This is a genomic window from Blastococcus sp. TF02A-26, from assembly GCF_003319125.1.
GTDB lineage: Bacteria > Actinomycetota > Actinomycetes > Mycobacteriales > Geodermatophilaceae > Trujillonella.
In genome coordinates this window covers 80,664-94,839 of sequence record NZ_QOHG01000012.1, presented here as the reverse complement: position 1 = coordinate 94,839, position 14,176 = coordinate 80,664, and the positions used below count along the sequence as shown (strand labels likewise).

14 protein-coding genes are annotated in these 14,176 nt (G+C 74.2%); 12 read left to right on the top strand and 2 right to left on the bottom strand.

What is annotated here, in order from left to right; genetic code table 11:
* Position 1 precedes the first annotated feature (1 nt).
* Together DQ240_RS14770 and DQ240_RS14765 are read right to left on the bottom strand one after the other, a co-directional pair.
* Positions 2 to 1,183: a CaiB/BaiF CoA-transferase family protein gene (locus DQ240_RS14770; protein WP_233498730.1), complete on the bottom strand. Its 1,182-nt coding sequence runs from the start codon at positions 1,181 to 1,183 to the stop codon at positions 2 to 4.
* Positions 1,180 to 2,469, bottom strand: coding sequence for a hypothetical protein (locus DQ240_RS14765; protein ID WP_113840377.1), 1,290 nt, complete (start codon positions 2,467 to 2,469; stop codon positions 1,180 to 1,182). Before DQ240_RS14765 ends, DQ240_RS14770 begins: the two co-directional genes overlap by 4 nt.
* Before the next feature lie 72 nt (positions 2,470 to 2,541).
* Here DQ240_RS14765 and DQ240_RS14760 point away from each other — a divergent pair, with 72 nt between their 5' ends.
* From DQ240_RS14760 to DQ240_RS14705, 12 genes are all read left to right on the top strand, one after another.
* Positions 2,542 to 3,279, top strand: coding sequence for an enoyl-CoA hydratase/isomerase family protein (locus DQ240_RS14760; protein WP_113840376.1), 738 nt, complete (start codon positions 2,542 to 2,544; stop codon positions 3,277 to 3,279).
* Complete coding sequence (locus DQ240_RS14755) at positions 3,276 to 4,571, top strand: acyl-CoA dehydrogenase family protein (RefSeq protein ID WP_113840375.1); 1,296 nt, start codon at positions 3,276 to 3,278, stop codon at positions 4,569 to 4,571. The genes DQ240_RS14760 and DQ240_RS14755 overlap by 4 nt, the downstream gene beginning before the upstream one ends.
* A 101-nt stretch (positions 4,572 to 4,672) precedes the next feature.
* The gene (locus tag DQ240_RS14750; RefSeq protein WP_199589328.1) at positions 4,673 to 5,500 is read left to right on the top strand and encodes a FadR/GntR family transcriptional regulator; all 828 of its coding nucleotides are present in this window, start codon (positions 4,673 to 4,675) and stop codon (positions 5,498 to 5,500) included.
* 96 nt (positions 5,501 to 5,596) lie between these two features.
* Positions 5,597 to 6,100: a hypothetical protein gene (locus DQ240_RS14745; RefSeq protein WP_113840374.1), complete on the top strand. Its 504-nt coding sequence runs from the start codon at positions 5,597 to 5,599 to the stop codon at positions 6,098 to 6,100.
* On the top strand, positions 6,097 to 6,267 hold the full coding sequence (locus tag DQ240_RS23315) for a hypothetical protein (RefSeq protein WP_158548719.1): 171 nt from the start codon (positions 6,097 to 6,099) through the stop codon (positions 6,265 to 6,267). The genes DQ240_RS14745 and DQ240_RS23315 overlap by 4 nt, the downstream gene beginning before the upstream one ends.
* A gap of 334 nt (positions 6,268 to 6,601) precedes the next feature.
* The gene (locus DQ240_RS14740) at positions 6,602 to 8,074 is read left to right on the top strand and encodes an aldehyde dehydrogenase family protein (protein ID WP_113840373.1); all 1,473 of its coding nucleotides are present in this window, start codon (positions 6,602 to 6,604) and stop codon (positions 8,072 to 8,074) included.
* A 30-nt stretch (positions 8,075 to 8,104) separates the two neighbouring features.
* Positions 8,105 to 9,307, top strand: coding sequence for an amidohydrolase family protein (locus tag DQ240_RS14735; protein WP_113840372.1), 1,203 nt, complete (start codon positions 8,105 to 8,107; stop codon positions 9,305 to 9,307).
* On the top strand, positions 9,300 to 9,503 hold the full coding sequence (locus DQ240_RS14730) for a ferredoxin (protein WP_113840371.1): 204 nt from the start codon (positions 9,300 to 9,302) through the stop codon (positions 9,501 to 9,503). The genes DQ240_RS14735 and DQ240_RS14730 overlap by 8 nt, the downstream gene beginning before the upstream one ends.
* Before the next feature lie 75 nt (positions 9,504 to 9,578).
* Positions 9,579 to 11,282: a nitroreductase/quinone reductase family protein gene (locus DQ240_RS14725; protein ID WP_199589327.1), complete on the top strand. Its 1,704-nt coding sequence runs from the start codon at positions 9,579 to 9,581 to the stop codon at positions 11,280 to 11,282.
* Complete coding sequence (locus DQ240_RS14715; RefSeq protein ID WP_113840369.1) at positions 11,275 to 12,492, top strand: CaiB/BaiF CoA-transferase family protein; 1,218 nt, start codon at positions 11,275 to 11,277, stop codon at positions 12,490 to 12,492. The genes DQ240_RS14725 and DQ240_RS14715 overlap by 8 nt, the downstream gene beginning before the upstream one ends.
* A complete protein-coding gene (locus DQ240_RS14710) occupies positions 12,489 to 12,917 on the top strand; it encodes a Zn-ribbon domain-containing OB-fold protein (RefSeq protein WP_199589326.1) in 429 nt (142 codons plus the stop codon). Before DQ240_RS14715 ends, DQ240_RS14710 begins: the two co-directional genes overlap by 4 nt.
* Positions 12,914 to 14,143: a thiolase family protein gene (locus tag DQ240_RS14705; protein ID WP_113840368.1), complete on the top strand. Its 1,230-nt coding sequence runs from the start codon at positions 12,914 to 12,916 to the stop codon at positions 14,141 to 14,143. The genes DQ240_RS14710 and DQ240_RS14705 overlap by 4 nt, the downstream gene beginning before the upstream one ends.
* Positions 14,144 to 14,176: the final 33 nt, after the last annotated feature.

The following is a 14,176-nucleotide window of genomic DNA, read 5'->3' as shown; positions in this document are numbered from 1 at the left end:
CTCAGACGGCGCCGGCGTCGTGCAGGCGGGTGATGTCGGCCGCGCCGAAGCCGAGCTCGGCGAGGATCGCGTCCGTGTGCTCCCCCAGACCCGGCACCGCACCGGCCGGCGTCGACCAGGTGGAGGCGACCGGCGGCGCCAGCGGCGTCCAGACCGGCCCGGCGGGGGCGGGCACCTGCAGCCAGCGGTCCCGCGCGGTCAGCTGCGGGTGGTCGACGACCTCGCCGACGCTGCGGACGATCGCGCACCCCAGCCCGGCCTCGTGCAGCAGGGCGACCGCGGCGTCGGCGTCCAGCCCGCCGAGCACCTCGCGCACCAGCGCGTCGATCGCCGGCCGGGAGGCCACCCGGGCGGGGTTGGTCGCGTAGGCGGGGTCGTCGGCGAGCTCCGGCCGGCGCAGGACCAGCGAGGCGAGCTTCCGCCACTCGCGGTCGTTCTGGACGCTGAGGGCGACCAGCCGGCCGTCGGCGGTCGGGTAGGCGTCGTACGGGGAGATGGCCGGGTGGCTCATCCCGCGGGCCAGCGCCGGCTCGGCGCCGTGCTTGCGCACGGTCAGCGGATAGCCCATCCAGTCGGCGACGGCGTCCAGCATCGACACCTCGAGCGCCGAGCCCTCGCCGGTCCGCCCGCGCTGGACGAGAGCGGCCAGCACCGAGGAGCAGGCGAACATGCCGGCGGCGATGTCGGCCACGGCGATGCCGGGCTTGACCGGCTGCTCGAGGCTGCCGGTCACGGTGGCGATGCCCGCCTCGGCCTGCAGCAGCAGGTCGTAGGCCTTGCGCTCGTCGAAGGGGCCGCCGGTGCCGTAGCCGGAGATCTCGCAGACCACCAGCCGCGGCCGCGCGGCCAGCAGGGTGGCGCCGTCCAGGCCCAGTCGCGGAGCGGCACCGGGCACGAGGTTGTGCACGAACACGTCGGCGCGGTCGAGCAGCCGGCCGAGCACCTCGGTGCCGCCGGGGGCCTTCACGTCGAGCGTGAGCGACTCCTTGTTGCGGTTGACCCAGGCGAAGTGCGCGCCGGTGCCGTTGGCCGCGGTGTCGAAGTGCCGGGCGAAGTCCCCGCCGTCGGGCCGCTCCACCTTCACCACCCGCGCGCCCATGTCGGCGAGCTGCCGGGTCGCGTAGGGCGCCGAGACGGCCTGCTCCATGGAGACGACGGTGACCCCGTCGAGCGGGCCGCTCACGAGCGGGCGAAGTGGGCGACGGCCGCCTCGAGGGTGCCGTCGAGCGTGCTCGCCCCGCCCATCGGCGTGGGCAGCACGACCGGCCCGTGTTCGCGGCTGGGCAGCAGCACGGTGGCGGTGACCGGCGCGGTCACCTCGCCGCGCTGGCTGGTCACCGCCAGCTCCAGGTCCACGGCGGGGTGGGTGCCGTGCGCGTCCTCGGCGAGGTGCTTGCCGACGACGGTGCCGGTGATCCACTGCGTGTCGCCGACGTAGTTGAACTTCCGGAACTCCACCCGGAGCCTCCACAGCCAGGCGTCGTCGCCCATCCAGTCGGTGAGGGCGTGGATGGCCCACACCTCCCGCATGCGGCCGTAGTCGTAGGTGGTGGGGTTGCCGGCCTTGCGGGCGTACTCGGGATCCCAGTGCACCCGCTGCATCGCGTCGGGCACGCCCTGGGAGTCGCGGTGGTAGAAGCGCGGCACCCGCTGCCGGTTCTTGTGGGCCAGCCGCAGCGGGGCGACGCCGTACATGCCCATCCCCATGCCGACGTGCCAGCAGATCATGTCCGTGACGGTGAGCGGGCCCTTGACCATCGGCCGCAGCTGCTCGCCCACCTCGACGTCCTCGAACCAGCGCGGCTCGGGGCCGCGCGGGCCCTCGGCGGCGTAGACCGCGTCGACCTCGGCGAGCTGCTCGTCGGTCCAGGTCGCCATCTCGACGGCGTCGTTCCTGCCGCGCTTACGCGCCTCCGACCGCTCGGTGCGGATCATCAGCCGGTACTGGCCGCCCAGCGGGGTGCCGGCGGCGTCGGCGAAGACGTTGGCGTTCCACTCGTGCACGGCCCGGCCGCTGAACTCGCTGGGCTTGTCGAGCACCGCGACGAGGGCGTTGCGCCGGGTCACGGCGGTGTCGGCGCGCAGCGGCGCCCACCACTCGCGCTGCGAGGCGGAGTAGAAGGCGTGCACGCCGCGCAGCGGGTCGCCCTTCAGCTCGCCCTGCCGCGCCAGCTCGGCCTCGGTGAGCACGTCCTCGCCGATGACGCTGTCGCCGCCGACCATCGGCGGGGGTGCGATCGGGCCGCCCCAGCGCGAGGCGGCGGCGTGCTCCGGATCGGCCCACAGCGGGTTGTCGTCGCCGTAGGACCAGGCAACGGTGCGGAAGGCGTCGGTGCCGGGCCGCAGGTAGTGCGGCCGCACCGGGTTGGCCTGCGGGATGCCGATCCGCTGCCGGAGCCGCGCGATCCCCTCGTCGGTGATCCGCGGTTCTGTCTTCTCGGCCGCGGCCCCTGCAGCACTGTCCGGCATGACGCCCTTCCGATTGCGCTCCGTACGTTGCTATCTTATACAAGAAAGCGGACCGGGCGTCGAGGGGCGGGGATGGACACGGTGCCCCCTGGGTACACGACCCTCGCGGTCGAGCGGCGCGGACCGGTCGGCTGGCTGGTCTTCGACCGCCCCCGGGTCGGCAACGCCATGGACCCGGTGATGATGGCCGAGCTCCCCGCCGCGTGGCGCGAACTCGACGCCGACGCGGGCGTCCGCTGCATCGTGGTGACCGGCCGGGGCCGGGCCTTCCAGACCGGCCTGGACGTCGTCGCGCTGGCGCAGGACCGCGACGGCCTGCGCGAGCAGAGCCGCCGCACCAAGAACGCCGACCTGGCGCTGACCGGCTGGCACCTCGGGGTCGAGACGCCGGTCGTGGTCGCGGTCAACGGCGTCTGCGCCGGCGGCGGCCTGCACTTCGTCGTCGACGCCGACGTCGCGATCGCCTCCACCGCCGCCTCGTTCACCGATCCGCACGTCAGCGTCGGGCAGGCCAGCAACTGGGAGGCGGTCGGCCTGGTGCACCGGGTGCCCGCGCAGGTCGCCGCTCGACTGGCCCTGCTCGGCGCGCACGAGCGGATGGACGCCGAGAGCGCCCGGCGCTGGGGTCTGGTCAGCGAGGTCGTCGCCCCCGAGGAGCTCGAGACCGCCGCGCAGACGCTCGCCGAGCGCATCGCCGAGGCCGACCCGGCCGCCACCCGGGCCCGCAAGCGGGCAATGTGGCGCGGCGAGGAGCTCGGCCTGACCGCCGCTCGGCACGACGTCCGTACGACCCCGGAGGCCGCCCCGTGACCGACCCGACGCTCGCCGACCTCGCCGGCTCCGACACCCCGCCCGAGACCGCGGCCGAGGCCGCCCGCCGATGGGTCGCCGAGGCCATCCCGGCGAGCTGGCGCGAGGCGGCCGAGCGCGGCGGGCCGCGTGAGGTGCGCACCGTGCGCACGCCGGAGGACTACCGCGCCTGGTATCCCGCCTTCGGGACCTCGGGGCTGGTCGCACCGACGTGGGCGGTGGAGCACGGGGGGCTCGGCTGGAGCCGGCCCGCGGCCGCGGCGGCCGAGGCGGTACTGCGCCCGTACCACCTGCCCCGGCTCAACCCGCTGGGCCTGAACCTGGCGGCGCCGGTGCTGTTCGCGCACGGCACGCCAGCGCAGCGGCGGCGGTTCCTGCCGCCGATCGTGCGGGCCGAGGAGCTGTGGTGCCAGCTGCTCAGCGAGCCCGGTGCCGGCAGCGACCTGGCGTCACTGTCGACCCGCGCGGTGCGCGACGGCGACGGCTGGGTGGTCGACGGCCAGAAGGTGTGGACGACGTGGGCCGACCAGGCCTCCTTCGCCGTGCTGCTGGCCCGGACCGACCCCGACGTCGCCAAGCACGCCGGGCTCACCTTCTTCTTCCTCCCGATGCACCAGCCCGGCGTGACGGTCCGGCCGCTGCCGCACATCGGCGGGGAGGTGGAGTTCTTCGAGACGTTCATGGACGGCGCCCGCATCCCCGACGACCACCGGATCGGCGCGGAGCGCGAGGGGTGGGCGATCACCCAGACGATGCTCAACGCCGAGCGCCAGATGGTGACCGGGGCCGGCGTCGGCGGGGTCGAGCGGATCGGCGGCACCGGGCCCACGCACCTCGTGCGGCTGGCGCGCCGCCGCTCGGCCGAGGGGCACGCCGGCGGCTGGGACGACCCGGGGGTGCGCGAGCGCATCGTGCGGCTGTGGGCCGAGGACCAGGCGCGCCGGTGGACCAACCAGCGCATCCGCTCCACGCTGGCCGAGGGCGGCACGCTCGGGCCCGAGGCCTCGATCGGCAAGGTGCAGGGCACCGACCTCAACCAGCGCATCCAGTCGCTGGCCGCCGAGCTGCTCGGGCCGGCCGGCATCGCCTGGGACGGCGCGGCGGGCTCCCCCCACGAGTTCTGGGAGAGCGCGCCGGCCGAGGTGCGCGGGATGCTGCGCAGCCGGGCGAACACCATCGAGGGCGGGACGACGGAGGTCAACAAGAACGTCATCGCCGAGAAGGTCCTCGGACTGCCCCGGGACCCCGACCCCTACAAGGGCCGGCCCTGGCGGGAGCTCCCGCGCAGCTGACGGTGCTCTCCTCCCGGCGAGGGAGGTGGCCGCTCGTGTGCGGGGGAACGACCCTCTCCGCCACTAGAGTGGCTAACAGTGCAATCGTTGGGAGAGAGATCGTGAGACAGCTGCGCCAGCCCCGGCTCGCCGAGATCGTCGCCGCGAGCCTGCGTGACGACATCCTGAGCGGGAAGCTCAAGGAGGGCGACAGCCTCCCCCGTCAGGAGCAGCTGTTCACCCAGTTCCGCGTCAGCCTGCCGGCGGTCCGCGAGGCCATGCGGATCCTCGAGACCGAGGGCCTCATCTCCGTGCGCCGCGGCAACGTCGGCGGCGCGGTCGTGCACCTGCCGACCAGCCAGCGCATCGCCCGGATGATCAGCATGGTGCTGCAGGTCCGGAGCACGACGCTGGGCGACGTGAGCGGCGCGCTGCTGCACCTGGAGCCCGCCTGCGCGGGGCTGGCCGCGGCCCGCCCCGACCGCGCCGAGACGGTGGTGCCGGCGCTGCGCGAGGTCATCGAGGCCCAGCAGGCCGCGTTCGACGACCCGGCGCAGTACACGCTGCTGGCCCGCCGCTTCCACGAGGTGCTGGTCAGCCAGTGCGGCAACGAGACGATGATCGTGATCATCGGCTCGCTGGAGCAGGTGTGGACGGCGCACGAGTCCCGCGCCTGGGCCGAGGTCTCCTCCCCCGACATCGAGCTCGACGAGTCCTCCCCGCTGGCCCGCAAGTCCCGCCGCGCCGCGCTGCGCGACCACGAGAAGCTGGTCGCCGCCATCGAGGCCGGCGACGAGGACCGGGCCGTGGCCCTGGCGTCGGCCCACCTGGCCGCCGCCCGCGCCTCCAGCCCCAACCTCACCCGCGGCGTCAGCACCAGCGTGCTCGACGACGCCGAGATGGGTCTGGGCAGCGAGCGCGGCTCGGCGGACGACGCCCGCGACGCCTGACCCCTCCGCTCCTCCCGAGCCCCCCGTGCCCATGGGTGCGGGGGGCTCGGCCGTTTCTCGATCGCCTGGCCGGACGGGGAGCCCTAGCCTCACCCGGTGCCGAACGACCTGGACCTGCGCGACCTCGACGAGGTCAGGCGCCGCGTCGTCCTCCCGGTCGTGCGGAGTCTCGTGCGGCCGGACGAGCTCGAGGACGTCGTCGTCGACGTCGTGCTGGAGACGCCGCCGCCGTACCGGGTGCCGGGGATCGCTCCCGGCGAGGCGCATGCCAGCGTCCTCGGCCTCATCTTCGACGTGCCCGAGTCCCGGTTGCCTCCCGTCGTCCCCGACCAGGACATCGTGGCGGAGGAGTGGGTCAGCGTCCGGATCAAGGCCCGTGGGGAGTGGGTCGAGCCGATCCGCTGGTTCCCCGGAGACGGCGAGGCCCACGACCCGCAGTGGCTGGCCGCCGGCCTGTACAGCCAGCTGCAGGACGAGCTGGCCGAGAGCCGGTTCGCCTGGGGCGAGCTACGCGAGGGCGACTACGAGCTCCCTGGACCCGACATCCCTGGCGTCGCGGGATGCGACCTGACGACTCGCCGGCCATCGGGCCCCGGATGACCGAAGCGGCCCTGCGGGTCGAGCGCGACGAGTGGGACGCGGTCGCCGCGGACCTGGCGAGCAACGTCGCGGCGGACAACGCCGAGGCGCACGACCGGTCAGCCCGTGGCGAGGCCGGCTGGACACCGCTCCGGGCGCTGCCCGGCCGTTCCCCACGACGGTCCTGAACCCCGCTCCTCACCACGGCGGGGACCGCTCGGCTTCCCCGCTCGCCGTCAGACGGGCGGCAGGCGCTTCCCGGGCCCGACCCGCCGCGGTCAGTCGGATATTTTATAAGAGATGGCATCAAGGCCTTCCGCCACGTAGTGGCGTGTGCCACAGTCCAGGTGTGCCGATGGACGGTCCGGCTCGACGGCCACCGGCACACACGACGCTCCCGTAGCCGGCGCGATCCGCCGGCCGGCCGCCCTCGCGGCGCCGCACGGGGCGGTGACCCGACGCCGACGCACCGGTCCGACGACCGGCACTGACGCGTGCCCCGTCTCCCCTGGGAGGACCCGTATGAGTGGTCTGCTGGCTCGCCGCTCCTCCTACGTCGCCGGCCGCTGGGCCGAGGACGGCGGGCCCTTCGGCGTCGAGGACCCGGCCGAGGAGTCGGTGGTCTGCGAGCTCGCCTCCGCCACCGCGGCGGAGGTCGAGGAGGCCGTCGCGGCCGCGCGGACGAGCGTCGACTCCGGGGTGTGGGCCGACCTCCCGGCGACCGCCCGGGCGGAGACGGTGCGGGCCCTGCTCGACCACCTGGCCATCCTGCGCGAGCCGCTGGTCGCGAGCATCGTCGCCGAGGCCGGCCAGCCGGCCTGGTTCGCCGGGATGCTGCAGGTGGACGCCGGGCTGGACCTCGGCCGGCGCACCGTCGACCTCTACCTCGCGCTGCCGCACGAGGAGGCGAACCCCGTGCCGGTCGACGAGCTGGTCCGCGGCCGGGTCGCGCTCAGCGTGCGCCGCCACGAGCCGGTGGGGGTCGTCTCGGCGATCACCCCGTACAACGCCGCCTTCATCATGGCGGTGCAGAAGCTGGTGCCGGCGCTGATGGCGGGCAACTCCGTCGTTCTGCGGCCCAGCCCGCTCACCCCGCTGTCGTCGCTGGCACTCGGCATGGCCGCCGACGCGGTCGGCCTGCCGCCCGGCGTCCTCAACGTCGTGGTCGAGGAGGGGTCGGCCGGCGCCCGGGTGATGACCACCGACCGGCGGGTGGACATGGTGTCGTTCACCGGCTCGACCGCCGTCGGCCGGCAGATCCTGGCCCAGGCCGCGCCGACGGTGAAGCACGTGGCGCTGGAGCTCGGCGGCAAGTCCGCGCAGATCTACCTGCCCGACGCGCTGCACCGGGTGGGCCCGGGGGCCGCGGCCGTCGTGGCCGCGACCGCCGGCCAGGCGTGCGTCGCCGCGACCCGCATGCTCGTCCCGCAGGAGAGCAAGGACGACGTCCTGGCCGCCGTCACCGCCGCCTACGGCGCGCTGCGGGTCGGCCCGCCGAACGACCCCGGCACGGTGCTGGGCCCGGTGATCAGCGCCGGTCAGCGCGAGCGCTGCGAGCGCTTCGTGGCCCTCGCCGAGGAGCACGGCGGCAAGGTCGTCACCGGCGGCGGGCGGCCGGCCGGGCTGGAGCGCGGCCACTACGTCGAGCCGACCGTGCTCGACGTGCCCGACAACGACAACCCCGCGGCCCGCGAGGAGATCTTCGGACCCGTCCTCACGGTGATCGGCTACCGCGACGTCGACGACGCCGTCCGCATCGCCAACGACAGCGACTACGGCCTGTCGGGCCAGGTGTACGGCGCCGACGTCGCTGCCGCCACGGCCGTCGCCCGCCGGCTGCGCACCGGCGCGGTGAACGTCAACACCTCCGTCTTCAGCGCCTACGCCCCCAGTGGCGGCTACAAGCAGTCCGGGCTGGGACGGGAGCGCGGTCCCGACGGGATCCGCGCCTTCCAGGAGGTCAAGCACATGTCCATCGGCGAACTGCCCCGTTAGAACCCATCACCCCAGGGAGCGGCACAGACCATGACGCAGGACCTGAACCTCGACTGGCTCATCTCCGTCGACGACCACATCCTCGAGCCGCCGACCCTGTGGCTCGACCGGCTGCCGTCCAAGGACCACGACCGGGCGCCGCACATCGTCACCGAGGGCACCAGCGAGTACTGGGTGTACGAGGGCAAGAAGCTCCCCACCTCGGGCCTGTCGGCCGTCGCCGGCAAGTCCAAGGAGGAGTTCAGCCCCGAGCCCGTCACCTACGCGGAGATGCGGCCCGGCTGCTACGACCCGGTCGCCCGGCTCGAGGACATGGACCGCGCCGGCGTGCTGGCCTCGCTGTGCTTCCCGTCGGTGACCCGGTTCTGCGGGCAGCTGTTCAACGAGGCCCAGGACCACGAGTTCGCGTTCCAGTTGCTGCAGATCTACAACGACTGGGTCATCGAGGACTGGGCCGGCGCCGCACCGGGCCGCTACATCCCGCTCACCCTCATCCCGCTGTGGGACCCGGCCCTCGCCGCGAAGGAGCTGGAGCGCTGCGCGGCCAAGGGCGCGACCGGCTTCGCCTTCTCCGAGAACCCCGAGCCGCTCGGCCTGCCGACCATCCACGACCCCGCCGGTTACTGGGACCCGGTCATGGCCGCGGCGTCGGACCTGGAGATGGTCGTCTCGATGCACGTCGGCTCGTCGTCCACGCTGCCGTCGATCTCCAAGGACGCACCGTTCATGGCCAACCTCGCCTGGGGCGCCACCCGGACGTCCGGGACGATGCTGTCCTTCCTGTTCAGCGGCCTGTTCACCCGGTTCCCGGGCCTCAAGATCGCCCTCTCGGAGGGCGAGGCGGGCTGGATGCCCTACTTCCTCGAGCGGGCCGAGCAGGTGCTGGACAAGCAGCGGCACTGGGTGAAGCGCGGGGTGCAGCTCGCCGGGCACGCCGGCACGTCGGTCGACCTCGACACCCTCGACATCCGGCAGCTGTTCAAGGACCACGTCTTCGGCTGCATCATCGAGGACCACCACGCGATCGCCAGTCTCGACGAGATCGGCGAGGACAACATCATGATCGAGACGGACTACCCGCACTCCGACTCGACCTGGCCCGACTCGATCGAGGTCGCGCAGAAGCTGGTCGCGCCGCTGACGCCGGAGCAGCAGTACAAGGTGCTGCGGGGCAACGCCGAGCGGCTCTACCGGTTCACCCCGGCCGAGCCCCCCGCCGTCTCCCGTGCCTGACGAGGCGTCCCCCGGCCCCGCGGTCGCCATCGACCGCGAGGCCTGCCTCGGCACCGGCCTGTGCATCGTCTACGCGCCGCGGACCTTCGCCCACGACGACGAGACGAAGGCCGTCCTCCAGGACCCGCCGCACGACGACCCGGACGACGTCCGGACCGCCGTCGAGGCGTGCCCGATGGGTGCGCTGGCGCTCTAGGCCGGGCCCCTCCCCCATCCGATCCGCCCCTCACCGTGACCGGCACCTGCGCGCCGGTCGACAGGAGTGCCAGCGATGACCGACACCGCGCCGCTGCTCGACCCCGCCCGGGTACGCGAGCTGTTCGACCTCCGGGGCAGCTACATGGCCCGGGTGGGCGGCGGCTACGAGGGCGACCCCTATCCGCTGTGGAACCGGCTGCGCGAGCGGGCTCCGGTGCACGAGGGGTCGCTGCACGACCTGTCCGACTTCCCCGGCGACTACTTCTTCCAGGGCCTGCCCGAGCCGGACCGGCCGCACTTCACCGCGTTCGGCTACGCCGCCTGCAACGACGTCTACCGGGACGCCGAGCTGTTCGCGTCCAACCCCGAGCCGATCGACCTCTCCAGGCCCAGCCCCACGAACACGCTGCTGAACATGGGCGGGCAGCAGCACCGCCGCTACCGGGCGCTGGTGCAGCCGAGGTTCGCCCCCAAGCAGGTGGAGTGGTGGATCCGGAAGTCCATCGACGGCGTCGTGCACGCCCTGATCGACCACCTGCAGGACGCCGGCCGGGCCGAGCTCAACGTCGACTTCTGCGCCGCCATCCCGGTGCTGACCATCACCGGGGCGTTCGGCATCCCGGTCGACCAGGCCCTCGACCTGCGCGCGGCCAACGACCCCATGACGACCGTCGGGATCATCGCGCCGCTCGTGGCGGCCCGCCGGGAGGAGCCCGGCGACGACCTGCTCACCGTGCTGGTCCAGGCCGAGCTGACGGAGGAGGACGGCACCGTCCACCGGCTGTCGGACCCGGAGATCTACTCCTTCTGCATGCTGCTGCTGGCGGCCGGCTCGGGGACGACGTGGAAGCAGATGGGCATCACCCTCACCGCGCTGCTGCAGCGACCGGAGGTGCTGGAGCAGGTCCGGGCGGACCGGGCGCTGCTGCGACCGGCGATCGAGGAGGCGCTGCGCTGGCAGCCCACCGATCCCTGCTTCGCGCGCTTCGTCATGCGCGACACCGAGTTCCACGGCGTGCGGGTGCCGGAGGGCGCGGTCATGCACATCAACCTCGGCGCGGCCAACCGCGACCCCGCGAAGTTCGACCGGCCCGACGAGTTCGACATCCACCGCCCGCCCCGGCCGATGTTCTCCTTCGGCGGCGGCCCGCACATCTGCCTGGGCATGCACGTCGCCGCGCCGAGATGCTCACCGGCATCGGCGCGCTGCTCGACCGGCTCCCGGGCCTGCGACTGGACCCTGACGCGGAGGCCCCGCGGTACGTCGGCTTCTACGAGCGCGGCGCCACGGCCATCCCCGTCCTCTTCGACCGCTGAGGGAGCACCCGACATGGCGCAGTACCAGCAGATCGACGCCTCGCTGTTCGGTCCCGACCACGTGCGGCGGTACCGGGAGACCGACGGCGAGGTCGGCTACCTCTGGAACGGGGTGCCGATCCTCCTGCTGACCACGACCGGCCGGAAGAGCGGCGAGCCCCGGACCACGCCGCTGATCTTCACCCCCCACGGCAGCGACTTCCTCGTCGTCGCCTCGCAGGGCGGCGCCCCGACCCACCCGAACTGGTACCTCAACCTGCTGGAGCGGCCGGACGCCGAGATCCAGGTGAAGGCCGACCGGTTCCCGGTGCGGGCCCGCACCGCGGGAGACGACGAGCGGACCCGGCTGTGGGACGTCGTCCGCGGCCCGTGGCCCAACTACGACGTCTACCAGGAGCGCACCGACCGGGTGATCCCCGTGGTGGTGCTGACCCCGGCCGGCCGGACGCCCCGTGGCTGACCCCGCGCCCGGGGCGTTCGACGGCATCCGCGTGGTGGAGCTCGCGCAGTGGGTGTTCGTGCCGGTCGCCGGCGCGCTGCTGGCCGACTGGGGCGCCGACGTGGTGCACGTCGAGCCCCTGACCGGTGACCCCTACCGCGGGCTGATGACCCAGGGCATCGGCTCCGACGCCGGCGGGGTCAACGTCTCCATGGCCCTGGCCAACCGGGGGAAGCGGTCGATCGCCCTCGACGTCCGCACCGAGGGCGGCCGGGAGGTGCTGCACCGGATGCTCGCCTCGGCCGACGTCCTCCTCACCAACCTCCGCCCGGGTGCACTGGAGCGCCTGGGCCTGGGCGCCGAGGAGCTCACCGCCCGCTACCCGCGGCTGGTCTACGCCCGCGGCCACGGCTTCGGGGTGCGCGGCCCGGACGCCGACCAGGCCGGCTACGACGGCTCGGCGTACTGGGCCCGCGGGGGCCTGGCGCACGTGCTCACCCCACCCGACCGCGAGTACCCGATCGGCCAGCGCGGGGCGATGGGCGACCGCAACGGCGGCCTGGCCCTGGCCTTCGGCGTCGCCGCGGCCCTGCTGCGCCGCGAGCGCAGCGGCACCGGCGGGGTCGTCGACGTCTCCCTGCTCGGCACGGCGCTGTGGACGCTGTCGTCGGACCTGCTGGCCGCGATGAGCGGCTCCCCGCCGCGGCCCAACCCCGGTCGCGGCCCCACGCCCAACCCCCTGGTCGGCGCCTACCGGACCCGGGACGGCCGGCACGTCCAGCTCGTCTGCCTGGAGGGCGACCGGTACTGGGCGCCGTTCTGCCGGCTGATCGGGCGCCCGGAGCTCGCCGACGACCCGCGCTTCGCCGACCTCCGTGCCCGTCGGGAGAACAGCGCGGCCTGCGTCGCCCTCCTCGACGAGGAGTTCGCCGCCCGCACGTTGGAGGAGTGGGTGGCCCTGCTGGCCGACTTCGACGCGCCCTGGGCGGTCGTGCAGACGGTGGAGGAGCTCGTCGACGACCCGCAGGTGGTCGCCAACGGCTACGTCGGCACGGTCTCCGACGGCGGCACCACCTACCGGCTGCCCAACGTCCCGGTGCAGTTCGACGGCCGCCCGGCGGAGCTGCGCCGCGGTCCGGAGCACGGCGAGCACACCGAGGCCGTGCTGCTCGAGCTCGGCTACGGCTGGGACGAGGTCTCGGCGCTGCAGTCGGCCGGGGTCATCCCGTGACGTCGGCCCGGCGCCCGCTGCCCGTGCCCGACGCCCTGTCCGCCCCCTTCTGGGAGGCCGCGGCCCGGCACGTGCTGACGCTGTCGCGCTGCTCCGACTGCGGCACGCTCACCCACCCGCCGAACGTCGCCTGCGACGCCTGCGGCAGCACCGACCCGCGGTTCACCGCCGCCCCGGTCGACGGCCGCGGCGTCGTCCGGTCCTGGACGGTGATCCGCCAGTCCTTCCTCCCCGGCTTCGCCGACCTGCTGCCCTACGTGCTGGTCGACGTCGAGCTCGCCGAGCAGCCCGACGTCCGGCTGGTCGGGCGGCTGCTCGACGGGCCCGACGCGCCGCTGAAGACCGGCTCGCCGGTCCGCGTGGCGTTCGAGGACCTGGCCGACGGTGTCGCCGTCCCCGCCTTCACGCTCGCCGAGGCCTCGTGAGCGCGCGGTTCCGGGCGCGCGACCGGGTCGCGATCGTCGGCTACGCCCAGTCCCCGGTGGTGCGGCACGCCGACCGCAGCCTGGGCGCGCTGACGCTGGACACCGCGCGCGCGGCCGTCGCCGACGCCGGCCTCACCCCCGACCAGATCGACGGCTTCGTGACGGGCACCCTGCTGCCCACCGCCGGTGAGCACGCCGTGGTCGACGGCGTCAGCGTCGTCTCCGCCGACTGGCTGGCCGCGCGGCTCAACCCGCACCCGCGCTACGCGGCCGGCTTCTCCGGCTTGGGGCAGATCCCGGGGCTGATGGCGATGGCGGTCAACGCGGTGGCCAGCGGCGCGGCCGAGCACGTGCTGGTGCACCGGGCGCTGCACAACCCCGCTGGCAGCTACCACGGCACCAGCGCCGGGGAGTTCCGCGGCGGCCTGCAGTGGACCGCACCCCAGGGCTTCTTCGGCCCGCTGGCGATGATGGGGCTCACCTACAACGAGTACGTGCAGCGGTACGGCGCCTCGCGGGAGGCGCTGGCCGAGGTGGTCGTCGAGGCGCGGAAGAACGGCGCGCGGCTGCCCTGGTCGCACTGGTCGGGCCGGCCGCTGTCCGCCGAGCAGTACCTGGCCGAGCCGATGCTCGCCGATCCGATCGGCCGCCTCGACTGCGACATCCCCGTCGACGGCGCGGCCGCCTTCGTGCTGACGACCGCCGAGCGGGCCCGCGACCTGCCGCACCGGCCGGTGCACGTCTCCGGCTACGCGAGCGGGGCGCCGCCGCGGCGACGGCTCCCGGCGCACTGGCCGCTGGACGACATCATGGCCGCGGGCGCCACGACGGCCGACCGGCTGTGGGCCGCCGCCGGGATGGGGCTGGACGAGATCGACCTCGTCCAGGTCTACGACGGCTTCTCGCCGCTGGTGTTCCTCTGGTTGGAGGCGCTGGGCCGCTGCCCGGTCGGCGAGGGCCATCACTACGTCCGCGACGGCCGGATCGACAGCGACCGCCCCGGCGCCGATCCCGTGCTGCTGTCCGGCGGCTCGCTCGGCAACGGCCGCATGCACGGCGTCCCGCAGCTGCTCGAGTGCTACCTGCAGGTCTCCGGCCGGGCCGGCGCTCGCCAGCGGAGCGGGATCGCCACCGCGCTGTCCTGCCACTCCTCCCCCCATCTCGGCGGCGCGCTCGTCTACAGCGCCGAGCCCGGCACCAGTCCCGTCCACGAGTCGAGGGTGTGATCAGGAATGACCCAGCTCCAGCAGGCCTGCGAG